Here is a 23,073-nt window from a genome sequence, read left to right on the forward strand (position 1 = left end):
GATGTGCGCCAGGGCCTGAACCAGCCCGTCAGGACATCAGCGGTAGTAGGCGTTGGTGGTATCGGTGTGGTCGGTGACGTCACGGATGCCGGCGAGCTCCGGGATGCGCTCCATCAGGGTCTTCTCGACGCCTTCCTTGAGGGTCAGGTCCACCGCTGCGCAGCCTTGGCAACCGCCGCCGAAGGCCAGCACCGCCACCTGGTCGTCGGTCAGCTGCATCAGCTTGATCTCACCACCGTGGGCCGCCAGACCCGGGTTGATCTCGCTGTAGAGGATGTAGTTGATGCGATCCTCCAGCGGGCTGTCGGCGTTGACCTTGGGCATCTTGGCGTTGGGCGCCTTGATGGTCAGCTGGCCGCCCATGCGGTCGGCATTGAAGTCGACCACCGCCTCTTCCAGGAACGGAATGCTGTTGGCGTCGAGGTAGACGGCGATCTTGGAAAGCTCCAGGCGCTCGTCACTGGGCTCTTCCTCGCCCGGCCGGCAGTACGCCAGGCAGGTCTCGGCGTAGGGCGTGCCCGGCTGGGTGATGAAGATCCGCACCGCGATACCTTCGACGTTCTGCTTCTCGAGCAGCTCCGCCAGGTAGTCCTGTGCGCTGTCGGTGATCTGGATATTCTCGCTCATGGGTCTCTCGCTAGTTCGCCCCGCCTGACAGCGGGCGCTGTGGCCCCGCGGGTTTGGTCAGGACCATGGTAAGCGACACCTGCGTCAGACTCAATCCCGAGTATTTTACTCGGATTTTGGTTTCCGCCTTCGCAGGTACGCTGCCCCTGCCGCCAGGCCCGGTGCTTTGGTACCATATGGCCCCTTCGACCGACTCCCGATACATCGCCGTGTATTCCGGCATGCACATGGGGGTCCTGCCGCGTGGACACAAGCGCTGGCCCATAAAAATTTTATCGTTCGTCGACCTGACAAGCGTCTAGCTGGAGACACACCCGCCCATGGCCGTAGCAGCACCGACCCCTCAGACAGCCCGCCTCATCGATAGCCTGAAAGACCGCATTCTGATGCTGGATGGCGGCATGGGCACGATGTTGCAGAATGCGGCCTTGAGCGAGGAAGACTTCCGCGGCGAGCGCTTCAAGGACTGGCCCTCGGACCTCAAGGGCAACAACGATCTGCTGGCCCTCACCTGCCCGGACCTGGTGGCGCGCATCCATCGCGACTATCTGCTTGCCGGGGCCGATATCCTCGAGACCAATACCTTCAACTCCACCCGCCTGTCCCAGTCGGACTACGGTATGGAGGAGCTGGTCCCGGAGCTCAATCGCGAAGCCGCTCGGCTGGCCCGCCAGGTGTGCGACGACGTCGGTGAAGAGACCGGGGTGCCGCGCTACGTGGCCGGGGTGCTCGGTCCGACCTCGCGTACCGCCTCGCTGTCACCGGATGTCAATGACCCGGCCAAGCGCAACGTCACCTTCGATGCCCTGCGTGACAACTACCGTGAGGCAGCCCTGGCACTGATCGAAGGCGGCGCCGATCTGATCATGATCGAGACCATCTTCGACACCCTGAACGCCAAGGCGGCGATCTACGCCCTCGAAGAGATCTTCGACGAGACCGGCGAGCGCCTGCCGGTAATGATCTCGGGCACCATTACCGACGCCTCCGGGCGCACCCTGTCGGGCCAGACCACCGAGGCCTTCTGGAATTCGGTACGCCACGCCCAGCCGCTGACCGTGGGCCTCAACTGTGCCCTCGGCGCAGAGGAGCTGCGCCCCTACGTCGAGGAGCTGTCGACCAAGGCCGACACCTTCGTCTCGGCTCACCCCAACGCGGGTCTGCCCAACGAGTTCGGCGAGTACGACCAGACCCCCGAAGAGATGGCCGAGATTGTCGCCGAGTTCGCGCGCAGTGGCCTGGTCAACATCATCGGTGGCTGCTGTGGCTCCACCCCCGAGCATATCGCCGCCATCCACCGCGCGATCAAGGACCTGCCCCCGCGCCAGATTCCGGACCGCAGCAGAGCCTGTCGTCTGTCCGGCCTTGAGCCGTTCAACATCGAGCACGATTCGCTGTTCGTCAACGTCGGTGAGCGTACCAACGTCACAGGCTCTGCTCGCTTCAAGCGACTGATCAAGGAAGAGGACTACACCACCGCCCTGGAGGTGGCGCTCGAGCAGGTCGAGAACGGCGCCCAGGTGATCGACATTAACATGGATGAGGGGATGCTCGAGTCCCAGGAAGCCATGGTGCGCTTTCTCAATCTGATCGCCGGTGAGCCGGATATCGCACGAGTGCCGATCATGGTCGACTCCTCCAAGTGGGAGATCATCGAGGCCGGCCTCAAGTGCATCCAGGGCAAGGCGGTGGTCAATTCGATCTCGCTCAAGGAAGGCGAAGAGGCCTTCCGCCACCAGGCCACCGAGTGCCGTCGTCATGGCGCCGCCGTGGTGGTGATGGCCTTCGACGAGGCCGGCCAGGCGGACACCTTCGCGCGCAAGACCGAAATCTGCCAACGTGCCTACCGGGTGCTGGTGGACGATATCGGCTTCCCCGCCGAAGACATCATCTTCGACCCCAACATCTTTGCCATCGCCACCGGCATCGACGAGCACAACAACTACGCGGTGGACTTCATCGAGGCCACCCGCTGGATTCGCGAACACCTGCCGCACGCCATGGTGTCGGGCGGCGTTTCCAACGTGTCCTTCTCGTTTCGCGGCAACAATCCGGTGCGCGAGGCGATCCACTCGGTATTTCTCTACCACGCGATTCGCGCAGGGCTCACCATGGGCATCGTCAACGCCGGCCAGCTGGCGGTCTATGACGACCTGCCGGAAGAGCTGCGCGAAGCCGTCGAGGATGTGGTGCTCAATCGCCGTGATGACAGCACCGAGCGGCTGCTCGATATCGCCGACAAGTACAAGGGCGACGGCTCCGGCGGTGAGAAGAAGGAGGACCTCGAGTGGCGTAGCTGGGAGGTCGAGAAGCGCATCGAGCATGCTCTGGTCAAGGGCATCACCGCCTACATCGAGGATGACACCGAACTGGCCCGCCAGCGCGCGACTCGCCCCATCGAGGTGATCGAGGGGCCGCTGATGGACGGCATGAACGTGGTCGGCGACCTGTTCGGTGCCGGCAAGATGTTCCTGCCCCAGGTGGTCAAGTCGGCACGGGTGATGAAGCAGGCGGTGGCCTACCTGATCCCCTACATCGAGGCGGAAAAGAGCGAAGACACCCAGGCCAAGGGCAAGATCGTCATGGCCACGGTCAAGGGCGACGTCCACGACATCGGCAAGAACATCGTCGGCGTGGTGCTCCAGTGCAACAACTACGAGGTGATCGACCTCGGCGTGATGGTGCCCGCCGACAAGATCCTCAAGACCGCCCGGGAAGAGAACGCCGATATCATCGGCCTGTCGGGACTGATCACCCCCTCGCTTGACGAGATGGTCCATGTAGCCAAGGAGATGCAGCGCCAGGGCTTCGAGCTGCCGCTGCTGATCGGCGGCGCCACCACCTCCAAGGCGCACACCGCGGTCAAGATCGAACCCCAGTACGAGCAGCCGGTGATCTATGTGACCGACGCCTCACGTGCCGTGGGCGTGGCCGGCAAGCTGCTGTCACCGGGGCTGAAAGAGGCCTACGTCAACGAGATCCGCGAGGAGTACGTCAAGGTCCGCGAGCGCAATGCCAAGCGCCGCCCCAAGGCCGCCGACCTGTCCTACGCCGATGCCCGGGCGCGCAAGCCGGCGCTGGACTGGCAGGGGTATACCCCGCCGGCGCCGACCTTTACCGGTCTCAAGGTGTTCGAGGACTACGACCTCAACGAACTGGTCGATCGTATCGACTGGACGCCCTTCTTCATGAGCTGGGAGCTGGTCGGCAAGTATCCGAAGATCCTCGACGACAAGGTGGTCGGCGAAGCCGCACGCCAACTGTTCGACGAGGCCCAGGTGATGCTGCGCAAGTTGATCGATGAGCGCCTGATTCAGGCGCGCGGGGTCATCGGCCTGTGGCCCGCCAACAGCGTCGATGACGACGTCATCGAAGTCTATTCAGACGAGACCCGCGGCGAGGTGATCGAGCGTCTGCACCATATTCGCCAGCAGACCACCAAGAACCGAGAGGGAGTTTGCTACAGCCTGGCCGACTTCATCGCCCCGAAGGACAGCGGCAAGCCGGACTGGATCGGGGGCTTCGCGGTCACCGCCGGTCACGGCGTCGAGGAGCTGTCTGCGGCCTACAAGGCCAAGGGCGACGACTACAACGCCATCATGGTCCAGGCGCTGGCCGATCGCCTGGCCGAGGCCTTCGCCGAACTGATCCATGAACGGGTGCGCAAGGAGTTCTGGGCCTACGTACCCGAGGAACAGCTCGACAATGAGGCGTTGATTGCCGAGAAGTACCAGGGCATCCGCCCTGCCCCCGGCTACCCCGCCTGCCCTGACCACACCGAGAAGGCGACGCTGTTCCGCATGCTCGACGCCGAGGCCAGCACCGGACTCGAACTGACCGAGAGCTTTGCCATGTGGCCGGCGGCGGCGGTGTCCGGCTGGTACTTCTCCCACCCGCAGTCGAAGTACTTTGCCACCGGCAAGATTACCCGGGATCAGGTCGAGGCCCTGGCCAGTCGCAAGGGCATGGAGCTGGACGTCATGGAACGCTGGCTGTCGCCGGTACTGTCCTACGACGCCTGATGCGTTCCCTGCAACAACAGGCCCTGCTGCCCGACCTGACGCGCTGGCGTCTGATCCTGCGCCTGGCGCTGCCGATCATGGCCGGCATGTTGAGCCAGAGCCTGATGAACCTGGTCGATGCCGCCCTGGTGGGCCGGCTCGGCGAGACCGAGCTGGCCGCCGCCGGCATCGGCGGCTACGCCATGTTCATGGTCACCGCCTGCCTGTTCGGGCTGTCGTCGGGGGTTCAGGCCCAGGTAGCGCGGCGCCATGGCGAACGCCATCAGACGCCCGTTGCCTCGGCGGCCGCCGAGCTTGGCGTTGAGCTGCGCCACGATCCACGCGGGGAGCCGCTGGCGGCGGGACTTACCCTGGCCGTCATGATCGGCCTGCCGTTGATGGTTCTGTGTCTGTGGCAGGCCGGTCCGATCATGGCCTGGCTCAACGACGATCCGCGGGTGACGTCGATGGCGGTGGACTACTTTCGCTGGCGTCTGATCGCGCTGCTGCCGGTGGCGATGATCTTCTGCTACCGAGGCTACTGGAACGGCATCCAGCAGACCGGCCTGTACCTGCGGATCATGCTGGTAATGCATCTGGTCAACCTGCTGGCCAGCATCGGCCTGATCTTCGGCTACTGGGGCCTGCCCGCCATGGGCGTCAGCGGTGCCGGGCTCGGCAGCAGCCTGTCGCTGTTTGCCGGTGTCGCCATCTGGGCCTGGTTGAGCCATACGCCTGGCCATCGCGGCACTCGTCACAGGCCGTGTCATTCGCCTTGGCGACTCGGCGGCAGCACCATGGCCACCACCCTGAAGCTGGCCACGCCGCACTCCTTCCAGCAGCTCTGGTTCGCCGCCGGCTACGCCGTGCTGTTCTGGATCCTCGGCCAGGTCGACACCGCCAGCGTGGCGGTGGGCCATGTGCTGGTGAATCTATCGCTATTGCTGATTCTGCCTGGCGTGGGCCTCGGTATGGCGGCGATGAGCCTGGTCGGCGAGGCGCTGGGGCGCGAGTCGCCGGAAAGGGCCCACCGCTGGGGCTGGGAGGTGGTGCACATGGCCTGGTTGCTGCTCGCTGCCCTGTCCCTGCCCATGGCGTTGATGCCGGAAGCCGTGCTGGGCCTGTTTCTGCATGACCCCGAACTGATCGCCCTGGGCGTCGATCCGCTGCGCCTGACCGCGCTGATGATCGTGCTCGACGCCGCCGCCCTGGTGTTCACCCAGGCACTGCTCGGCGCCGGCGCCAATCGTACGGTGATGCAGCTGACCTTGACCGGTCAGTGGCTGGTCTTCCTGCCGCTGGCCTGGTGGTTCGGCGTGCATGAAGGCTTCGGCCTGGCCGGCATCTGGTGGTGTCAGCTAGGCTACCGCGCGCTCAACTCGCTGTGCTTTGCGGTGATCTGGCAACGCCGCCGCTGGCAGAGTCTGAAGGTGTAACGCCCCGCACGACGCCTATCAACACCTTTTAATTACCTTTTGCACCCAAACTATGACTATTTATTCTTTTATAGCATAATGGCGTGCAGGTAGAGTAACCCGCAACGTCCCGTCATTCCCTGGCTGCAGGAAAGCGCTGAATGTATCGCTACGACAACCATGATCAGACCCTGGTCGACGAACGCGTCGCACAGTTCCGCGACCAGATGCGTCGCTACCTCGAAGGCAAGATCAGCGAGGAAGAATTCCTCCCGATCCGGGTGCAGAACGGTCTGTACGTACAGCGTTACGCGCCCATGCTTCGCATCGCCATCCCCTATGGCATGCTGGCCTCCTACCAGCTGCGCAAGCTCGGTGAACTGGCCGCCCGCTATGACCGCGGCTACGGCCACTTCACCACCCGTACCAACCTTCAGCTGAACTGGCCGAAGCTTGAAGACGTGCCCGAGATGCTGGCACAGCTCGCCAGCGTGCAGATGCACTCGATCCAGACCAGCGGCAACGATATCCGCAACACCACCACCGACCAGTTCGCCGGCATCGCCGCCGATGAAGAAGTGGATCCGCGCCCCTGGTGCGAGCTGATTCGTCAGTGGTCGACCTTCCACCCGGAGTTCTACTATCTGCCGCGCAAGTTCAAGATCGCCGTGACCGGCGCCGCCGAGGATCGTGCCGCCATTCAGGTGCACGACATCGGTCTGCGTCTGTGGCGCAACGACGCCGGCGACGTCCGCGTGAAGGTGCTGGTCGGTGGCGGTCTCGGCCGTACTCCGATGATCGGCGAGACCATCTGCGAGGACCTGCCCTGGCAGCATCTGCTGACCTACCTCGAGGCAGTGTTGCGGGTCTACAACCAGTTCGGTCGCCGCGACAACAAGTTCAAGGCGCGCATCAAGATCCTGACCAAGGCACTCGGCATCGACGAGATGCGGCGGCGCGTCGAGGAAGAATGGGCCCACCTCAAGGACGGCGCCCAGACCCTCAATCAGCAGGCCATCGACGACATGGCGGCGCACTTCGTCGATCCGCCCCGTCGCAAGGTGGATGACGCCGCCATCGAGGCCTTCGAGGCGTTGCGTCGTGACAACCGGGCCTTCGCTCGCTTCGTCACCAACAACGTCACCGACCACAAGGTACCGGGCTACAAGGCCGTTACCCTGTCGCTCAAGCGCAGCGGTCATTCACCGGGTGACGTTACCTCCGAACAGATGGCTCAGATCGCCGACCTGGCCGACGAGTACAGCTTCGGCGAGCTGCGGGTGACCCACGAACAGAATCTGGTGCTGTCCGACGTGGCCGTCGACCGCATCGAGGAGTTGTGGCACAAGCTCGAGGAGCTGCGCCTGGCCAACCCCACCGTGGGCACCCTGGCGGACCTTATCTGCTGCCCTGGCGGCGACTACTGCGCCCTGGCCAACGCCAAGTCCATTCCGGTAGCCCAGGCGATCCAGGAGCGCTTCGACAGCCTCGACTTCCTCTACGACCTTGGCCCGCTGGATCTCAATATTTCCGGCTGCATGAACGCCTGCGGTCATCACCACGTCGGCCACATCGGCATTCTCGGCGTGGACAAGAAAGGCGAGGAGTACTACCAGATCTCCCTCGGCGGCAGTCAGGGCAACGAATCCTCGTTGGGCAAGATCCTCGGCCCCTCCTTCTTCCGCGAAGATGTGCCGGAGGTCATCGACAAGGTGCTGCAGGTGTATGTTGGCGCCCGCGAAGCCGACGAAACCTTCATCGACACCTATCGCCGCATCGGTCTGAAACCCTTCAAGGAGCACGTTTATGCCTGAGCAGACGCCGCAACGCCCGCTGATCAAGGAACGCCGCCTGGTGGAAGACGCCTGGGTGCTCCAGTCTGACGTCGATGACGAGGGTGCAACCCCCGTCAAGCCCATGACCATCGTCCGCCTGGACGTCTGGCTGGCCGCCGAGCGTCGCGACGACCTGGCGCCCTGGCTGCCCAGCGACACCCAGCTCGATGAGGACACCGTCGCCGCACTCAGAGACGCGCCGCTGATCGCCATCGACTTTCCCAAGTTTACCGACGGCCGCGGCTATTCGCTGGCCCGGGTACTCAGGGAGCGTCACGGTTTCAAGGGCGAGATCCGTGCCGTGGGCGACGTGCTGATCGACCAGTTGTCCTATATGGCACGCTGTGGCTTCGACGCCTTTTCGCTGCGCGAAGACCAGGTCGTGGAAGACGCCCTGGCCTCGCTCACGGTGTTCTCGCGCCACTACCAGGTGTCCGTCGACAACCCGGAGCCGATGTTCCTGCGCCGTCAGCGCGAGGCGCGTGAACGCCAGCGGGAAACCGCCGTCGCCTGACCCTATCCGGGTTGCACAGCTTGCCTGGTTCGACCGACCTCCTGCCAGGCAAGCAGGAAGCATCACCATCAACAATGCCGCGATCTCCGGCGCCATCGCCCCAGTGGTGACAGGCTGGCGCCAGCAGGAATCGCGGCATTGTCGTGTCTGGTGGAAGGGGCACCAGCAGATGGGATCTCGGTGTGCCGCGCTTTATACCCGTTCATGCCCACCCATGCCCATCCATGCACAATATGTAAGCGAACGATTCTGAAAGACGAGCCAATCTCATCTTTTTCTCAGGCATTGGAGGTAGCTCGCCACTGGCCGCCGAACCAGTTGGCGTAGTGATCTATGCTGAACAAGCGCTGCTCGAACGCGCAACAGATGATGATCACGCACCCCAGACCTTGTTCAGGCTCCTTATGTCCAGCGAAGCGCCATCCCCCCTGGCGGCCTTTCAGCGTCACTCGACGATGGTGGTTGCACCAGAGTTACGCTTTGACTACTGGCGCAGTCTGCATCCCTCCATAGCGCTCGACCTTCCCCAGGGCCGCCATGCCGGCGACTATCGTGCCAGCCTGATCAACGCTTCAAGCACCGAGGGCACGGTCCTTGGCTGGTGCACCAACGATGACACCAGCGCCCACTTCGCCCAGGACAATAGCGACTTTGTGCTGGTCAGCCTGACGCTCGCGGGGGAAGCACGCCTACAGCAAGCCGACGGCCAGCGACATCGTGTCACCAGCCAGAGTGGTCTGGTGGTGCTGGATAGCCTCCAGCCCCTGTCCAGCCTCGCCATGCAGCACTCGATGCTGTACCTGATGATTCCCCGAGATCAGGTCCACGCCAAGGCGCCCGGTGCGCTTACGCTGGCCGAGTCGAGCCCCTTCAGCCTTCCCGACAACGCCATGACCCGGTTGCTCACGACCCATCTGCTTGGCGTCATCAAGGAGCAAGAGGCCCTCGCCGGCGAGGACTTGGCCTGCGCACTGGATACCGCTCGCGACATGAGCCTGGTAGCGCTGGCGCAGTTGAAAGGGCCGCTGTCGCTCGAGTGGGAGGCGACCCAGCGCCAAAGCCTGCTGAAGGCCGCCTGCCGCTATATCGAACTGCACGCCGGTGAGCCTCGGTTGGACGTCGCCTGCATCGCTCACGCTCTTGGCTGCTCTCGTGCCGGGCTCTACCGCGCCTTTGCGGCCCATCCAGAGAGCGTGGCCGAGACCCTCAGGCGAACCCGGCTGGAACAGGCAAGGGCCAGGCTCAAGACTCGCCAACCGCCCAGCATCGATCAGCTTTCGTACCACTGTGGCTACCTGAACGCCGCCAGCTTCACCCGTGCCTTCAAGCGTCAATACGGTGCCAGCCCCCAGGACTGGCACCGAGAGTGGTGCGAGCGTCAGTTGCTGCTCTGATGTCTGGCGACATCAATGTCCGTGTCTGGCGTCACCCCCACCCGATGCCAGAGGTCGACTAGCCAAGCTCTTCGAGCAGATGGGCCCGGGCATCCTCCAGAGGCTCGATGACGTGAAGCGTGTAGAAAGACAGCAGCAAGGCCCGCTCTTGCTCGTCAAGCGGTCGAGAGCTCCCCTGGTCGCCCAGCGCCAGCCGCTGCTGACACCTTGTCGCTGTTTCACTCGCCTGCTCGACAAGTGCCATGGCGCGATCACGCAGATGATCCAGCTTTTGCTGGTCATGGTCGGTGAATACCGGGCCGAAGTCCTGAATCCGCCGGTTCGCCCGGTCTAGCCGGCGCAGCAATGGCATCAGCTCATCACAGTGCCAGTAGCGGTGCCCCAAGGTAGGTATCGAGTGATGCTTGAACCACTGCCAGTGATCGTGAAGTTCCGCGATGATCATGTAGCCCCCTGCCAACTGAATGACGTCGTAAGGCCACTGCACCGACAGTGGATGACTCATCAAGTCGCTCCCCACCTTGCCGTGACCCTGCCAGCGCATTGCTTGCCACTATCGCGCTATAGGAACCCTAGTCGCGGCAGCCAGTGCAGACTGTTCCAACTTGATGCCGATTGTCTCGATGGCGTCCTTGGCGAGGCCACGCAAGCGACCCGGCGCCATCTGCAGGATGGCGCCGGGTGGAAAGGAAGTAACAAGAGGATCGATGCAGGAAAGCGGCCGGGAAGCCGCAACAGGCTTCGCCAGGTCTATCCGCGACGCTTCTGCTGGCGTTCACGGTTCGCCGCGCGGGCACGCTCGCTCTTTCTGAGCATCACCCAGGTGGCGCCGAGTCCACCGTCAGCCTCCTGAGCAGACACGAACGCCTGGACCTCGTCGAGGGCGGGTAGCCACTTGGCCAGACAGGAGCGCAGCACATTGGCGGCGCCATCGATCTCGCGGCTGCGTCCATGGACGATCAACACCGAGCGCAGATCGGCCGCGTAGGCGTCGCGGATGAACTGGGGCAGACTCCCCCGGCATTCATGCAACGGGCGCCGCAGCAGGTGAAGACTGGCCTGCACCGGATAGCCGCCCTGCCGCAGGCGCTCGACCACCCCGGTCTGAATGCCATCGCGGCGGTATTCCAGCGGATCGAAGGGAGGCACCAGGTCGACGAAGTCGTCACTGAGCCCGTCAAGCCCGTCGTCTCCACTCAGGGCATGACGACGCCTGGCCAGCTGTGATTCGGTTGGCGCGCCACGGCGACGGCCGGCATCGGCACGATTGTTGGCCTGGCGCAGTGGTTGGACGTCCCCCATCATGGCCTTGAAGTCCACATCATCATGGGCACCATCAAAAGACTCGGCGCGGAGAAATTCGCTCATGGGGCACCTCCTCGTCTTGGCGGGAATCTTTATCCTAGCAAGGCCGGGACCGCCACCGATAGAGGGAAACCTCGGTTCGACAAGCCGGCCGCCTGGTGAGAGGCTAGTCAAGCGAGACACGCCAACTTTCGATTTCCTGCACACACCGCTCATTTGTCACTGGTCCCCCATGAACACCCTGACGCTCTGGCTTGCCCGCCTGCTCTGTCTTGTTGGCGCACTGATCATCGGCCTTTACGGCTGGTTCTGGTACACCTACCAGAGCCCCTATGGCTATACGCCTCCGGCCGCCATGGAGCAGTCCGCTGACGGCCCCCACCCAGTCTTTGTCTACGGCACCCTGCGCTCCCCCTGGGTGCGCTGGCTGGTGACCGGAGAAAGACTCGAGTCGACGCCCGCACTGCTCCCGGGGTATCGCCGAGAGGGGCTCGACCTGGCGATCGATCGTGACGACCAGGTGGCCGGTCAGCTGCTGGCGGTGGATAGCGAGACCCTGGCCGAACTGGACCGCTACGAGCGTCTGGGCGTGCGCTATGAACGCGTCAGGCTAACCCTCGCTCGCGGCGATGAGGTCTGGGCCTATCGCCTTCTCGAGCAATGACCTGCCTTGGCGGCGCGTCGTTGTGGCCGGTCGCGCCGGCGATCTACAATAGCCGCCGATTCCCACTCGACCGGAGCTGTCATGGCCGCACTCACGCTATTGCATAATCCTCGCTGTTCGAAGTCCCGCGAAGCCCTTGCCCTGCTGGATCAGGCCGGCGCCGAGGTCCAGGTCCGCCGCTACCTCGACGATCCCCTGGACGGTGAGGAATTGCGTGGCCTGATCGCCCGGCTGGACGGCAAGCTCAGCGACCTGGTGCGCGCCAACGAGACCGAATGGAAGAGTCTGGGCGCCGACCGTGAGGATGAATCCCAGGTGGTGGCTGCCATCCTGGCCCATCCTCGAATCCTCCAGCGCCCGATTCTCGACAACGGCGAGCGAGCGGTAATCGGCCGCCCGCCCGAGGCCATCACGTCACTGCTGGAGAGTTGAGGCCAGCCAGCCTCTTCGCCCGTTGCCTCGGGCTTTCGTCAACCCATAGGCTCTTGCCATAAGGAAAGTGCATGTCGGATCTGCCCTACGTTCTGGTCCTCTACTACTCCCGCCAGGGCGCCACCCGGGCGCTGGCCGAGCGCATCGCCGCCGGTGTCGAGTCTGTCGCCGGCGTCGATGCTCGCCTGCGTACCGTGGCTCCGGTGTCGCCGACCTGTGAAGCGGTGGACCCGGAGATCCCCGCCGAAGGCGCTATCTACGCTGACCTCGACGATCTTCGCAACGCCAGTGGCCTGGCGCTCGGCAGCCCCACACGCTTCGGCAACATGGCGGCTCCTCTCAAGCACTTTCTCGACGGCACCAGCGAGCTGTGGCTGTCAGGAGCGCTGATCGACAAGCCCGCCACCGCCTTCACCTCCACCTCGAGCCTGCACGGCGGCCAGGAGACGACGCTGGTGACGATGCTGATGCCGCTGCTCCACCATGGCATGGTCTACGCTGGGCTGCCCTACAGCGAGACGGCCCTGACCCGCACCCAGGGCGGAGGCACCCCCTACGGCGTCAGCCACCTGGCTGGCGTTCGCAGCGATCGCCCGCTGGATGAACACGAGCGTGAGCTGGCCTTCGCCCAGGGCGCGCGCCTGGCGCGGCTGACGCTCGCTCTGGCTGACGCCCGCAAGGGGGCCTCATGAGAGCCTGGCTTGAGGGGGTAGAACAGCGCCGCGGGCTTGACCGCCTGACCCGGCAGTCGCGCCAGCTGGTGCTGGTCGGCTTTGGCCTGCTGCTGGCAATGATGGTGTACCGCGGTATCGCGGTGGAAGCCGACGGCAATCGTTTCGGTCCGATAATCGCCTTCGTGCTGCCTCTTGTGCTGTTTCTGCCATCCATCCTGACCCGCCGTCCACGGGGCCATGCCTGGCTGGCCTTCGTCAGTCTGCTCTACTTCGCCCAGGGGGTGATGATCGCCACCCTGCCGGGACTCGGTCTGCGTGGCGTCGCTGAGGCACTGGTGGCGCTGGTGCTGTTTACCGGCTGCATGGGCTACGCACGCTTTCGCTCTCGTCAGATGCGACAGCACCAGGGCAATTCATAGCTCTTGTTCAGGCTGACCGTCATGCCCTTCTGGCGGCAGCCGCTCTCCTTGCTATCTTGAGGATGTCGTTGCATTCGCGACGCCATCCTCGACAACGCCCGGCCCATGTCGCCAGGCAAGGAGTAAGGACAATGACCGTGACCCCGTTGCATGCCCTCGTGACCGGACTTGGACTAACGTTGGCCAGCGCCTGTGCACTCGCCGAGGAACTCCCCGATGCCAGCGTCGAGATCGAAGACGCCATCGAATACCGTCAGGACGCGCTAGGCGTGATGGCCTGGCAGATCGGCCCGCTGGGCGCGATGGCCCAGGGCAAGCGCGACTTCGACGCCGAACTGTTTCTCGAGAAGGCGCGTCGCCTCGCCGCCGTGGCGCCGCTACCCTGGGAAGGTTTCGTCAAGGGCTCACTGCAGGGAGACGACCATGGCGTCGAGACCGATGCCCTGGCGGACATCGCCGATGACTACGAAGACTTCGACCAGCGCTACCACACCCTGATCGAGGAAACCGCAAAACTCGCCGAGATGGCCGATGGTGGTGACCAGGATGCGCTGTTCAAGCAGGTGGCCACCGTCGGCAATACCTGCAAGGGGTGTCACGACAACTTCCGCGCCGAGTGACCCTTCGCCGCTTCACAAGCGCCCCCACAGCCACATCACACACCCCGTACTGAACAGGGCCAGCAGCGCCGCTCGCACCATCAGGGCCGAGCGGCCAGGCTCTACCCCTTTGCCGCTGCTTCCACTTTGCCCTTGCTGCTGATCTGACGCCCGAACTAGCTCTTGATCTGACTGTTGCTCTGGTTGTTGGTGGGTCTCTGCGTCCGTCTCGGCCCAGTGCGCACCCCGCGGCAGCGTCTTTCGGCCGCTGAACATGGCGCCTACCAGTCGCTCGCCGAGGCAGCGATGGGCCACCAGTGCACCCAGGTGAAGCACGATCAGCGCCAGCAGCACATTCGCGTTGAGGTGATGAATCCACAGAGCCGCGTCGCTGACTGCTGCTGGCACCAGGGTATGCAGCGGCGCCTCGAAGAAGATGTCATCGGTGACAAAGAGCCCCGTCAGTGCCTGAATCGTCAGGCTCATCAGCATCGCCAGCACCGCCCAGCCCCCCAGCGGATTGTGACCGGCAAAGATATCGGCGCGTCGCTTCATCAGGTCTCTGGCATAGGCCAGCGTTACCGAGGGAGATCGCAACCATGAGCCGATGCGCGCGTGGTAATCGCCGACCAGCGCCCACCCCCATCGAAACAGCACAAGCCCAAGCGCTATCAGCCCAGCCCTGGCGTGCACGTTCTGCGGAAAGTCGAACAGGTCGGTCTCCACCTTCATGGTCAGAAATGAGAGTACAACGCAGGCCACAAGCCCCCAGTGGAATAGCCGGATGGCCAGGCTCCAGACACGCCGGCTACGCCCTGATGGCCTGTGCTCGGCGGCTGACGTTGACTCGATAGATGGCATGGTCGCTCCCCCTCGCTGATAAAGGCACAACGCCTGGCGCCAGTGACGATATACTCAAGATAGCCACTCCCTGTGGTGGCGCCTTGCCAAAGCGGTACTTGCTAAAGCTGTAGCAGCTGACATTCATCATGACTCGCGACGATGACGGTGGTGTTCCCGGCGACGCGGGGCGACATCTCGGACACAAGGTGCGATGATTTATCAATTGGACGACGGTACCCCTAGTGGCCGTCCTTTTTTTGTCTGATTCCACCGGAGATACCGATGACCCGTGATATTGCGGACATTCGACGTGACTATGAAGGCGGCAGCCTGGACGAAGGCCAGGTACCCAAGGATCCCTTCACCATGTTCGATGAGTGGTTCGCCCTGGCCCTGGATACCGATCCCCAGGATGCCAATGCCATGACCCTGTCGACCGTGGATAGCCAGGGCCTGCCCCACGCGCGGGTGGTGCTGCTCAAGGGGTTCGATCAAAACGGGATGGTCTTCTACACCAACTATCACAGCCACAAGGGTAGCGAACTGGCCAACGTCCCCCATGCGGCCCTGACCTTCTGGTGGCCCAAGCTGGCGCGCCAGGTGCGCATCGAGGGACGCACCGAGCAGGTCGCCGAGCAGGAGTCGGACGAGTATTTTGCAAGCCGTCCCCGCGGCAGTCAGCTCGGGGCCTGGATCGCCACCCAGAGCGTGGTCATCCCCGATCGCGACTGGATCGAGCAGCGCCAGCGGCGCTTCGAGAAGGCCTACGAAGGTCAGGACATCCCGCGCCCGGTGCACTGGGGCGGCTACCGCGTCGTCCCCGAAATGATCGAGTTCTGGCAAGGACAGCCCAGTCGCCTGCATGACCGGGTTCGCTACGGCCGCCGCGATGGCCACTGGGAAGTGGTGCGGCTGGCACCCTGAACGAATCATCCGACCGGCTCCCGCCTTGCAAGCTCAGGCGGGAGGCCAGGCCGGCGGTCCTGGAATCGAACGCCGACCTGCTACTCCATCGGCCGTTCCAGGCGGTGGCGCTGCCAATCGTTACCCGGCTCGTTGAGGCGCAGCACTGCGTCCACCACCTGCTCCTCCATGTTGAAGCTTTGTCGGAACCCGAGGTGCTTCATCAGTGCGCGCATGGGGTGATTGTCGATCATGATCTTGCCGACCATCTCCAGGGTGCCGACCCCCTTGCAGTAGCGGATCATCTTTTCCATCAGACGACTGCCGATACCGAGCCCCTGAAGGTCATCGCGGATGATGATCGAAAACTCGGTTCGGATATTGTCGGGATCGTTCCAGACCCGAACCACCCCCAGCATCTCCTTGCTGCCGTCTTCGCAAAGACGCTCGGCGATAAACGCCATCTGTCGGTCGTAGTTGATATGGGCCAGGCGCGACAGATCGCCCTGGCTTAAATCGGTCTTGTTGTGGAAGTAGCGAAAGCGGATGCTCTCCTCGGACAACTGCCCGTGGAAGTCGGTAATAAGCGGGGCATCTTCTGCCCGAATGGGCCTGAACTCGACGTCCCAGCCGTTTCTGAGCTTGACCCACTCCCTCAGTTCTTCGGGATAGGGCATGATCGCGAAGCGTGCAGGAGAACCGAGGTCCATGGCGAAGTCCACCGCCACCATGCCGTCGCGATTGAGCAGCAGCGGGTTGATCTCGAGACCACGCAGCCGAGGCAGGTCGGTGGCCATCTGCGACAGGGTGACCAGTAGTTGGCACAGCCTTTGTTCATCGCGCTCTGGATCACTCGAGTGCTCACGAATCAGCCGCGCGGCGTGGGTACGAGACACCATGTCCGCGGCCAGCGTCATGTTCAAGGGCGGCAGAGAGACCTGTCGATCCGCCAGAATATTGACCTTGTAGCCACCGATGCCGAATAGAATCAGTGGTCCGAAGACCGGGTCCCGGGTGATGCCCGCGCACAGCTGCATCGAATGCTTGCCCCGTTGCATGGGCTGGAGACAGAACTCTCGCACGCGAAAGCCGGGAAATTTCTCGGAGACCTTCTCGCTGAGGCGATCCACCGCCTCGGCCACGTCGCCGGGTCTGGCCAGATCCTGGACCAGCCCCGCCGACAGCTTGTGAGGATGTCGCCGGTAACGAAATGGCCGACTGTTGCCGTCGTGCACGATCTTGATCGCGAAGGGTCCCGTCAGCTCCCGGGCGGCCTCCTCGGCGGCCTGGGCACCGTCGGGATAGCGACTCTCCGCCACCGGCAGGCCGTAGGCCTTGAGCACCTGGGCGGTCTCGCTATGGGTCAGGCTCTCGCGACCATCGGCGAGCACCTCGTCGATCAGCCGGTGGCAACGCTCTCGCACCTCGGCAGAGGTCGAAAACGGCAGGCTCGGGGGCGTCTGCTGCAATAGCGACTGGACCCGCTGATAGTCGACCATGTGCATGAAGGCCTTCACCGCCTTCTCCGGCGACAGATAGGTGGGCACACCCGCTTCGTGGCACAGGTGACGAGCGCCGATCGCCTGTTCGAAGCCCATCCAGCTGGTCAACAAGTTACGCCGAAAGCGCTTGCGTTCACGGATCAGCGCCTCGGCGGTCGCCTTGGAAGGCGCCAGACGTGTCGGAGCATGGACCACCAGCACGGCGTCCACATTGGGGTCGGCGGCGACGATCTCCAACGCCGCCACGAAGCGTTCCGGGGTGGCGTAGCCCCCGAGATCCACCGGGTTTTCGCCGGGCTTGCTGATATCGAGGTCTCGCTCACGCAGCGATGCCTGTGTAGCCTCCTCGAATTCGGCCAGACGACCTCCGGCGTTGATCAACTTGTCGATGGCCAGCATGGCCGGACCCAGCCCGTTGGATACGATCGCCAGACGGTCACCCTTGAGTGGGCGCATCCGTGACAGTGTCTCCAGGGCGTCATACAGCTCGTCGGAATCGTTGACCCTCACCACGCCAGCCCGCGCGAAGGCGGCATCGAAGACCCGATCACGATGGGTGACGCCTGGCGTCGGTGGCAGGCCGCTGAGGTCGGCTTGGCTGGTCCTGCCACTCTTGATTGCCAGTACCAGCCGATTGCGCGATGCATCACGCACGGCGGTCATGAAGTGCTGGGCGTCGTGCACTCGCTCAAGGTGCAACAGGATCGCCTGGGTGGGCGAATTCTGGTTGATGTAGTCGATCAGGTCGGGAAGCATGACATCGACGCTTTCCCCCAGCGTCAACAGGTGAGAAAAGCCGATCCCGCGCCCGGCCGCCCAGTCGATCATGGCGTTGGCCAGCATGCCCGACTGCCCCAGATACGCCACCTTGCCCCTGGGCACCGTATGACTGGAGTAGGACGCATTGAGCCGTCGTCCCGGCACGATCAAGCCCATGCACTCCGGCCCCAGTATTCGGATGCCGGAGGACCGGGCCGCATCGAGCATGCGCTGGCGGATCGACGACTTGCCGCCTTCGTCCTGTTCCAGCTGACTGCCACCGGACAGCACCAGGGCCGCTCGCACCCCGCGTTCACCCAGCCGGCTCAACAGTTTCGGCAGGGTCGAGACCGGCGAACACAGGATCGCCAGGTCCACCACCTCGGGAAGTTGAGAGGTGCGAGCGACGCACTCGACCCCGTGGACGCTGGCGTACCCCTTGGGGTTGACTGCCCACAGCTTGCCGCCGTAGCCGCCGTCAAGCAGATTGCGAATGACCTGCCCACCCGTGGACTCTGGCTTCTCGGAGGCACCCACCACGGCGATCGAGGCGGGATCGAAAAAGCGACGAAGAAACTGGGTGCTCACAGGTGGTCTCCTCAGGCGACGGGTAGCCGACACCCTGGCGGCGAATTGTGCGCACTTGCGCACTTGAACGTTATGGAAATAGTGCCGGAGTGTGGCGCTACCCCACAACCACGTCCAGCGCTAGCTTGACCAGGAACAAGGCATCCTTGGCATCACGCTTCGACCATTTGCCACTGTCTCGGGGTTCGTATTACTCCTAAGGTGGCGCCAGACCAGTCGGAGATATCGATGATCACAGCCTTTCTCAGTCACCCGTACTGCCAGCGTCATGACATGGGGCCGGATCATCCCGAAAGTCCCTTGAGACTCGATGCCATCAGGGCGCAACTGATGCGCTCTGGCGTGCTGCAACACGCGATGCAGGCAGACGCTCGGGAGGCCACTGAAGAGCAGTTGCAGCGCGTGCATCCCGAGGCGCACCTCGCTCGGCTGGAGCAGGCTTCGCCCCAGGACGGGCACGCCTCGATCGACGCCGACACCCTGATGAACAGCGACAGCCTGCAGGCCGCACGTCTGGCCGCCGGCGCCGTGGTCAAGGGGGTCGATCAGGTGTTTCGCGGTCAGGCCGACAATGTCTTCTGTGCGGTCAGGCCCCCCGGTCACCACGCCGAGGCCCAGGAGGCCATGGGCTTTTGCTTCTACAACAATGTTGCCGTCGGCGCGGCCCACGCCCGCGCCGTCCATGGAGCCCGGCGCATCGCCATCCTCGACTTCGATGTCCACCAGTGCAACGGCACCATCGACATCTTCAAGAATGACCCCGAGGTGATGGTCTGCACCAGCTTCCAGTATCCCTTCTACCCCTGGCGCTATCTGGATACCCCTTACCCCAACGTGGTCCACACGCCGCTGCCCGCCGGCACCGAAAGCGCTGGTTTTCGCGCGGCCATCGAGCGTGACTGGTGGCCCGCTCTTGAAGACTTCCGCCCGGAACTGATACTGGTCTCGGCGGGCTTCGACGCCCATCGCGACGACCCCATGGCAGAGTTGTGTCTCGCCGACGAGGACTACCACTGGATCACCCAGGGCATCCTCGATATTGCCCGGCGACATGCCGAGGGCCGCGTCGTCTCGGTGCTGGAAGGGGGCTATGACCTGGCGGCGCTGGGACGTTCGGTGGAAGCCCATCTGCGGGCCCTGCTGGGGTTGGCCTACCAGCCCTGACGACGGCGACTGGAGCCGCCTTGGCGAATCGCCTTTCACCTGGTGGCTTGGCTCACCCCTTGCCCTTGCTTTGCCTTGCCCTTGCTTTGCCCTGCCCCCGCCCCTTCCGTCGGCTTGTGTTTCCCGATGCCGGGAAACATGTCCGGGAAATATCGACGCGCCGAACTGCCTCATGGTGGACTCAACCGCCAGGCTGTCAGTAAACTCCAGTAGCAGGCCGGGGCAGATAGTCCAGATAGAAAACCCGGGTCGAATGCCCGCCGAGACACAGGCAGGGAGTGGCGACGCTGTGGTAGCCTAGAGGAAACCTGGTTTCCTATTGTGAACACGACATGGCGCAACACACCGATCAGGAGGCGGCACTCAAGATCGCCTCCGGCCGCAAGGCCTTCGTCGAACCCCTTCGTCTTGGGGAGCGACTCAAGGAGATTCGTCTGGCCAACCAGTGGACCCTGGAGGACGTCAGCCAGAAGACCGGTCTCGCGCGCTCTACCCTGTCGAAGATCGAGAACGATCAGATCTCGCCGACCTTTACCGCCGTTCAGAAGCTGATCGGCGGCCTCGACATCGACCTGCCCCAACTGCTGTCACCGCCCAGGCAGCAGACCCGCACCATGGGCAGGCGAGACATGACGCGCCGCGGCGAAGGCCAGCGCCACCCTACCCCAACCTACGAACACGAGCTGCTCAGCTGTGAGCTGGCGCAAAAGCGCATGATCCCGTTCAAGACCATCGTGCGCGCCAGACACTTCGAGGAATTTTCCGAGTGGGTGCGCCATGATGGCGAGGAATTCCTGATGGTGCTGGACGGCGAGATTCTGCTGTACTCGGAATTCTACGAGCCGCTGCGCCTGGTTGCAGGCGACAGTATCTACTTCGACAGCGACATGGGTCACGCGCTGGTTTCGGTGAGTGAAGAGGACGCCACCGTACTGTCGGTCTGTACCCGTCGCGAGAACACCTGAGCGACAACGTCTGGGAAGCCCCCGATCACGCCTAGTCTTTCGTCTGCCGGCGCTTGATATCTCCGGGACGCCGGGCCGGCTGTGCGTCGAAGTCGAAGCGCTCGCGCCCATGGACAATCTGGAGCCTGCGCCCCTTGGCCCGAGCGATCAGCAGCACGCCGAAGCGCCGGGCCAGCTCCACGCCCTTCTGGGTAACGCCTGAGCGCGACACCAGCACCGAGATACCCATCTGGGCCACCTTGAGCACCATCTCAGACGTCAGCCGTCCGGTGGTATAGAAGATGTCCGCCTGGCCGAGCGGAAGGTCGTCGAGCCACTCTCGGCCAGCCAGGGTGTCCACCGCATTATGCCGGCCCACGTCTTCGACAAAGTCGAGCACCTCGGTCTGGCGACATAACGCACAGCCATGGACCGCCCCCGCGCTGCGGTAGGTCTCGTTGTAGTCTCCCAGGTTGTCGAGCAGCCGATAGATCACCGACTGACTCACCCTGGCCTGGGAAAGCCGGGTCTGTGGCACCGCATCGAGCAGGCGGCCGAATACCGTGCCCTGGCCGCAGCCGGTGGTAACGGTGCGCTGGCCTAGCCGTTGCTCCAGATCCTCCGGCGAATGGCGAGTGACAACCGCCGCAGCCTCGACTTCCCAGTCGACCATCACCGCCTCGAGGTCTTTGCGCTGCGTAATCAACCCCTGATTGCGCAAATAGCCCACCACCAACGCCTCCGGGTCCGCTCCCAGCGACATCAGGGTGACGATTTCCCGCCGGTTGAGGTAAACCGTCAGCGAGCGCTCCGCGGCGATAGCCTGACGGTGCGATTCGCCGAACTCATCGACGACGTCGATCTCGATGGTGGGCGGCAACAGGGCGTGACTACGTTGTATGGTCGACATTTCGATCCCCGATAAACATTTCCGATAGGCCTTTCCGATCGACCTTCCCATCGGACAATAAGCGCTGAGGTGGCCGGATAACGTCGAATTGACGGCGTGATGCGGAAACTGCTTTGCTAATACTGCTTGCTGACACGAGTCGGCCGATAAAAGCAGTCGGAACCACGGATCAGGTTCGACGGCATGACTGACCGCATCCTGCCATTGCCAAGGACATTACGCCATGACGAGGCTAGCCAATCGCCGGCCACTCAGTGTGACGATCACGCCACAGGACAAGGTAATCAAGGGCTTTCGCCAGCGCAGCTGGGCAGTCGAGCGTCTGGAGCCTGGCGATCAGGGGCCCAGCGTCGTGACGCTGGTGCTCAGCCTGACCGAGCGGGCGGCTTATCGGTTCAACCTTCAGGCCGCTGCCCCACGTCTGTTTATCCGCGCCGGACATAGCGACGGAGAGCCCCATCTCGATGCCATCACCGCAAGTCAGGACGTCGCGGCCAATTGGATGGACGGAGAACACCGCGTGCTCGCCACAGAGATGCCACTGGCGATCCAGGCCTGGATAGAGGCCTATCTGGTGGCCCATGGCGAGGCGCCGATCGAGGGGCGCAAGAAAAAGCGCAAGGGTGCCGGACGTGCCCGGGAGAACACCCCATGAGTCGCCTGTCACAGTGGTCCCGCAGAAAGCTCAAGGACCCGTCGGTTGTTGACGGCACACCCCCTGACGCCACCGCCGCCAGTGATGCTGCTGTCGACAAGCAGGGAGCCCCCGCCGCCCCAATTGCCAGCAGCGATGCCGAACCGTCCCACTCCGAGGTCGATACCGCTGCCGCGCCCGAGCACGATGTGCACGACGGCGCATCAATTGCGGACGCGACCTCTGATGCGGACGTCGAGCTACCGCCTCCCGAGTCGCTGGCGCCAGGCAGCGATATTCGGGCATACCTCGCCTCGGGCGTGGACCGGGCGCTCAAGAAACGCGCCCTGCGCCAGCTGTTTCGCGGTGAACGCTACAACCTGCGCGACGGGCTGGATGACTATGATGATGACTTTCGCGCCAAGCTGACCCCCTTGCCCAGCGAGACCGCCCAGCGCCTGCGCCGGTGGTGGGATAACGTCGATGACGAGGAGACCGCGGAAGACAGCGTCGCCGACTCAACCGGCGAAACGCCAGACGCTCTTTCAGGCACCCCGCCAGACGCCCTGCCAGACACCCCGCCAGGGCACAGCGATCAGGAAGACGGCTCCACCGACGAGGACATCGCCGAAACCACCACGACGCCAACGCCGTCACAGTCACAGTCACAAGCCAACGCCACAACGTCGGAGGCCATGACACAAGCTGGCGAACGAGGTGTCAGCCACACCTCCGCATCCGCCAAGGCAGGCCGTGCAGCGCCAGCCGCTGGCCGGGCGCTGGCTGCCAGCGAGGAAGATCCCGAGGGGCCTGGTCCCACCTCGTCATAGCGGTGCTTACCGCCTTCGACCAAGGAGTGTTGGCGCATTTGATGTAGAGCGCTCACACTTGGGGATGACACATAAGAAAAAAATCATAACGAACACAAAGTTTTCGACCGTGAGTCA

Annotated in this window: 21 protein-coding genes; 15 read left to right on the top strand and 6 right to left on the bottom strand. The window is 63.6% G+C overall.

Going from position 1 to position 23,073, the window contains the following annotated elements:
• Positions 1 to 36: 36 nt before the first annotated feature.
• Positions 37 to 627: a Fe-S biogenesis protein NfuA gene (gene nfuA, locus NKF27_RS10210; RefSeq protein ID WP_045992189.1), complete on the bottom strand. Its 591-nt coding sequence runs from the start codon at positions 625 to 627 to the stop codon at positions 37 to 39.
• 320 nt (positions 628 to 947) lie between these two features.
• Between nfuA and metH the strand changes: the two genes are divergently transcribed.
• From metH to NKF27_RS10235, 5 genes are all read left to right on the top strand, one after another.
• Complete coding sequence (gene metH, locus NKF27_RS10215; protein ID WP_253556342.1) at positions 948 to 4,649, top strand: methionine synthase; 3,702 nt, start codon at positions 948 to 950, stop codon at positions 4,647 to 4,649.
• The gene (locus NKF27_RS10220) at positions 4,649 to 6,064 is read left to right on the top strand and encodes an MATE family efflux transporter (RefSeq protein WP_253556344.1); all 1,416 of its coding nucleotides are present in this window, start codon (positions 4,649 to 4,651) and stop codon (positions 6,062 to 6,064) included. Before metH ends, NKF27_RS10220 begins: the two co-directional genes overlap by 1 nt.
• Before the next feature lie 140 nt (positions 6,065 to 6,204).
• Positions 6,205 to 7,857 carry a nitrite/sulfite reductase gene (locus NKF27_RS10225; RefSeq protein ID WP_045992193.1) on the top strand — a complete coding sequence of 551 codons (1,653 nt, stop codon included), beginning with the start codon at positions 6,205 to 6,207 and terminating at the stop codon, positions 7,855 to 7,857.
• Positions 7,850 to 8,392, top strand: a complete 543-nt coding sequence (locus NKF27_RS10230; RefSeq protein WP_045992194.1) for a DUF934 domain-containing protein — start codon at positions 7,850 to 7,852, stop codon at positions 8,390 to 8,392. The genes NKF27_RS10225 and NKF27_RS10230 overlap by 8 nt, the downstream gene beginning before the upstream one ends.
• Positions 8,393 to 8,796: 404 nt before the next feature.
• Positions 8,797 to 9,786 carry an AraC family transcriptional regulator gene (locus NKF27_RS10235; RefSeq protein ID WP_253556346.1) on the top strand — a complete coding sequence of 330 codons (990 nt, stop codon included), beginning with the start codon at positions 8,797 to 8,799 and terminating at the stop codon, positions 9,784 to 9,786.
• 58 nt (positions 9,787 to 9,844) lie between these two features.
• Here the strand turns inward: NKF27_RS10235 and NKF27_RS10240 are convergent, their stop codons facing one another.
• Entirely contained in the window at positions 9,845 to 10,291 is a 447-nt protein-coding gene (locus NKF27_RS10240; RefSeq protein WP_213227871.1) for a hypothetical protein, read from the bottom strand.
• 245 nt (positions 10,292 to 10,536) lie between these two features.
• Entirely contained in the window at positions 10,537 to 11,154 is a 618-nt protein-coding gene (gene smrA / locus NKF27_RS10245; protein WP_108133414.1) for a DNA endonuclease SmrA, read from the bottom strand.
• Positions 11,155 to 11,323: 169 nt separating this feature from the next.
• Between smrA and NKF27_RS10250 the strand changes: the two genes are divergently transcribed.
• The 5 genes from NKF27_RS10250 (at position 11,324) to NKF27_RS10270 (ending at position 13,900) form a co-directional block, all read left to right on the top strand.
• Entirely contained in the window at positions 11,324 to 11,755 is a 432-nt protein-coding gene (locus tag NKF27_RS10250) for a gamma-glutamylcyclotransferase family protein (protein WP_253556348.1), read from the top strand.
• An 81-nt stretch (positions 11,756 to 11,836) separates the two neighbouring features.
• Positions 11,837 to 12,187, top strand: coding sequence for an arsenate reductase family protein (locus NKF27_RS10255; protein WP_253556350.1), 351 nt, complete (start codon positions 11,837 to 11,839; stop codon positions 12,185 to 12,187).
• A gap of 71 nt (positions 12,188 to 12,258) precedes the next feature.
• Complete coding sequence (wrbA, locus tag NKF27_RS10260) at positions 12,259 to 12,879, top strand: NAD(P)H:quinone oxidoreductase (protein ID WP_045992200.1); 621 nt, start codon at positions 12,259 to 12,261, stop codon at positions 12,877 to 12,879.
• Positions 12,876 to 13,280: a DUF2069 domain-containing protein gene (locus NKF27_RS10265; RefSeq protein ID WP_253556352.1), complete on the top strand. Its 405-nt coding sequence runs from the start codon at positions 12,876 to 12,878 to the stop codon at positions 13,278 to 13,280. Before wrbA ends, NKF27_RS10265 begins: the two co-directional genes overlap by 4 nt.
• A gap of 131 nt (positions 13,281 to 13,411) precedes the next feature.
• Positions 13,412 to 13,900 (top strand): cytochrome c, encoded by a 489-nt coding sequence (locus tag NKF27_RS10270; RefSeq protein WP_045992202.1) that lies wholly within the window; start codon positions 13,412 to 13,414, stop codon positions 13,898 to 13,900.
• A 12-nt stretch (positions 13,901 to 13,912) separates the two neighbouring features.
• Here NKF27_RS10270 and NKF27_RS10275 read toward each other — a convergent pair whose 3' ends face one another.
• A complete protein-coding gene (locus NKF27_RS10275; protein ID WP_253556353.1) occupies positions 13,913 to 14,740 on the bottom strand; it encodes a cytochrome b/b6 domain-containing protein in 828 nt (275 codons plus the stop codon).
• Between the two features lie 264 nt (positions 14,741 to 15,004).
• On the opposite strand from NKF27_RS10275, the gene pdxH reads away from it, so the two are divergent.
• On the top strand, positions 15,005 to 15,646 hold the full coding sequence (pdxH, locus tag NKF27_RS10280; RefSeq protein WP_108133409.1) for a pyridoxamine 5'-phosphate oxidase: 642 nt from the start codon (positions 15,005 to 15,007) through the stop codon (positions 15,644 to 15,646).
• 80 nt (positions 15,647 to 15,726) lie between these two features.
• On the opposite strand, the gene NKF27_RS10285 is transcribed toward pdxH, so the two are convergent.
• Positions 15,727 to 18,474 (bottom strand): bifunctional acetate--CoA ligase family protein/GNAT family N-acetyltransferase, encoded by a 2,748-nt coding sequence (locus NKF27_RS10285; protein WP_253556354.1) that lies wholly within the window; start codon positions 18,472 to 18,474, stop codon positions 15,727 to 15,729.
• A 228-nt stretch (positions 18,475 to 18,702) separates the two neighbouring features.
• Between NKF27_RS10285 and NKF27_RS10290 the strand changes: the two genes are divergently transcribed.
• Both NKF27_RS10290 and NKF27_RS10295 read left to right on the top strand, forming a co-directional pair.
• Positions 18,703 to 19,638 (top strand): histone deacetylase family protein, encoded by a 936-nt coding sequence (locus tag NKF27_RS10290; protein ID WP_253556355.1) that lies wholly within the window; start codon positions 18,703 to 18,705, stop codon positions 19,636 to 19,638.
• Positions 19,639 to 19,970: 332 nt separating this feature from the next.
• Positions 19,971 to 20,603 (top strand): helix-turn-helix domain-containing protein, encoded by a 633-nt coding sequence (locus NKF27_RS10295; RefSeq protein ID WP_045992207.1) that lies wholly within the window; start codon positions 19,971 to 19,973, stop codon positions 20,601 to 20,603.
• Between the two features lie 31 nt (positions 20,604 to 20,634).
• Here NKF27_RS10295 and NKF27_RS10300 read toward each other — a convergent pair whose 3' ends face one another.
• The gene (locus NKF27_RS10300) at positions 20,635 to 21,492 is read right to left on the bottom strand and encodes a formate dehydrogenase accessory sulfurtransferase FdhD (protein WP_222569576.1); all 858 of its coding nucleotides are present in this window, start codon (positions 21,490 to 21,492) and stop codon (positions 20,635 to 20,637) included.
• A 223-nt stretch (positions 21,493 to 21,715) separates the two neighbouring features.
• On the opposite strand from NKF27_RS10300, the gene NKF27_RS10305 reads away from it, so the two are divergent.
• Positions 21,716 to 22,147, top strand: coding sequence for a DUF3305 domain-containing protein (locus NKF27_RS10305; RefSeq protein ID WP_222569575.1), 432 nt, complete (start codon positions 21,716 to 21,718; stop codon positions 22,145 to 22,147).
• On the top strand, positions 22,144 to 22,956 hold the full coding sequence (locus NKF27_RS10310) for a DUF3306 domain-containing protein (protein ID WP_253556356.1): 813 nt from the start codon (positions 22,144 to 22,146) through the stop codon (positions 22,954 to 22,956). The genes NKF27_RS10305 and NKF27_RS10310 overlap by 4 nt, the downstream gene beginning before the upstream one ends.
• Positions 22,957 to 23,073: the final 117 nt, after the last annotated feature.

Origin of the sequence: Halomonas sp. DN3 (assembly GCF_024137905.1) — a bacterium.
Classification (GTDB): domain Bacteria; phylum Pseudomonadota; class Gammaproteobacteria; order Pseudomonadales; family Halomonadaceae; genus Halomonas; species Halomonas litopenaei.

Coding starts and splice junctions, on each gene's coding strand:
- nfuA (WP_045992189.1), bottom strand. CDS start 627: ATGAGCGAGAATATCCAGATCACCGACAGCGCACAGGACTACCTGGCG.
- metH (WP_253556342.1), top strand. CDS start 948: ATGGCCGTAGCAGCACCGACCCCTCAGACAGCCCGCCTCATCGATAGC.
- NKF27_RS10220 (WP_253556344.1), top strand. CDS start 4,649: ATGCGTTCCCTGCAACAACAGGCCCTGCTGCCCGACCTGACGCGCTGG.
- NKF27_RS10225 (WP_045992193.1), top strand. CDS start 6,205: ATGTATCGCTACGACAACCATGATCAGACCCTGGTCGACGAACGCGTC.
- NKF27_RS10230 (WP_045992194.1), top strand. CDS start 7,850: ATGCCTGAGCAGACGCCGCAACGCCCGCTGATCAAGGAACGCCGCCTG.
- NKF27_RS10235 (WP_253556346.1), top strand. CDS start 8,797: ATGTCCAGCGAAGCGCCATCCCCCCTGGCGGCCTTTCAGCGTCACTCG.
- NKF27_RS10240 (WP_213227871.1), bottom strand. CDS start 10,291: ATGAGTCATCCACTGTCGGTGCAGTGGCCTTACGACGTCATTCAGTTG.
- smrA (WP_108133414.1), bottom strand. CDS start 11,154: ATGAGCGAATTTCTCCGCGCCGAGTCTTTTGATGGTGCCCATGATGAT.
- NKF27_RS10250 (WP_253556348.1), top strand. CDS start 11,324: ATGAACACCCTGACGCTCTGGCTTGCCCGCCTGCTCTGTCTTGTTGGC.
- NKF27_RS10255 (WP_253556350.1), top strand. CDS start 11,837: ATGGCCGCACTCACGCTATTGCATAATCCTCGCTGTTCGAAGTCCCGC.
- wrbA (WP_045992200.1), top strand. CDS start 12,259: ATGTCGGATCTGCCCTACGTTCTGGTCCTCTACTACTCCCGCCAGGGC.
- NKF27_RS10265 (WP_253556352.1), top strand. CDS start 12,876: ATGAGAGCCTGGCTTGAGGGGGTAGAACAGCGCCGCGGGCTTGACCGC.
- NKF27_RS10270 (WP_045992202.1), top strand. CDS start 13,412: ATGACCGTGACCCCGTTGCATGCCCTCGTGACCGGACTTGGACTAACG.
- NKF27_RS10275 (WP_253556353.1), bottom strand. CDS start 14,740: ATGCCATCTATCGAGTCAACGTCAGCCGCCGAGCACAGGCCATCAGGG.
- pdxH (WP_108133409.1), top strand. CDS start 15,005: ATGACCCGTGATATTGCGGACATTCGACGTGACTATGAAGGCGGCAGC.
- NKF27_RS10290 (WP_253556355.1), top strand. CDS start 18,703: ATGATCACAGCCTTTCTCAGTCACCCGTACTGCCAGCGTCATGACATG.
- NKF27_RS10295 (WP_045992207.1), top strand. CDS start 19,971: ATGGCGCAACACACCGATCAGGAGGCGGCACTCAAGATCGCCTCCGGC.
- NKF27_RS10300 (WP_222569576.1), bottom strand. CDS start 21,492: ATGTCGACCATACAACGTAGTCACGCCCTGTTGCCGCCCACCATCGAG.
- NKF27_RS10305 (WP_222569575.1), top strand. CDS start 21,716: ATGACGAGGCTAGCCAATCGCCGGCCACTCAGTGTGACGATCACGCCA.
- NKF27_RS10310 (WP_253556356.1), top strand. CDS start 22,144: ATGAGTCGCCTGTCACAGTGGTCCCGCAGAAAGCTCAAGGACCCGTCG.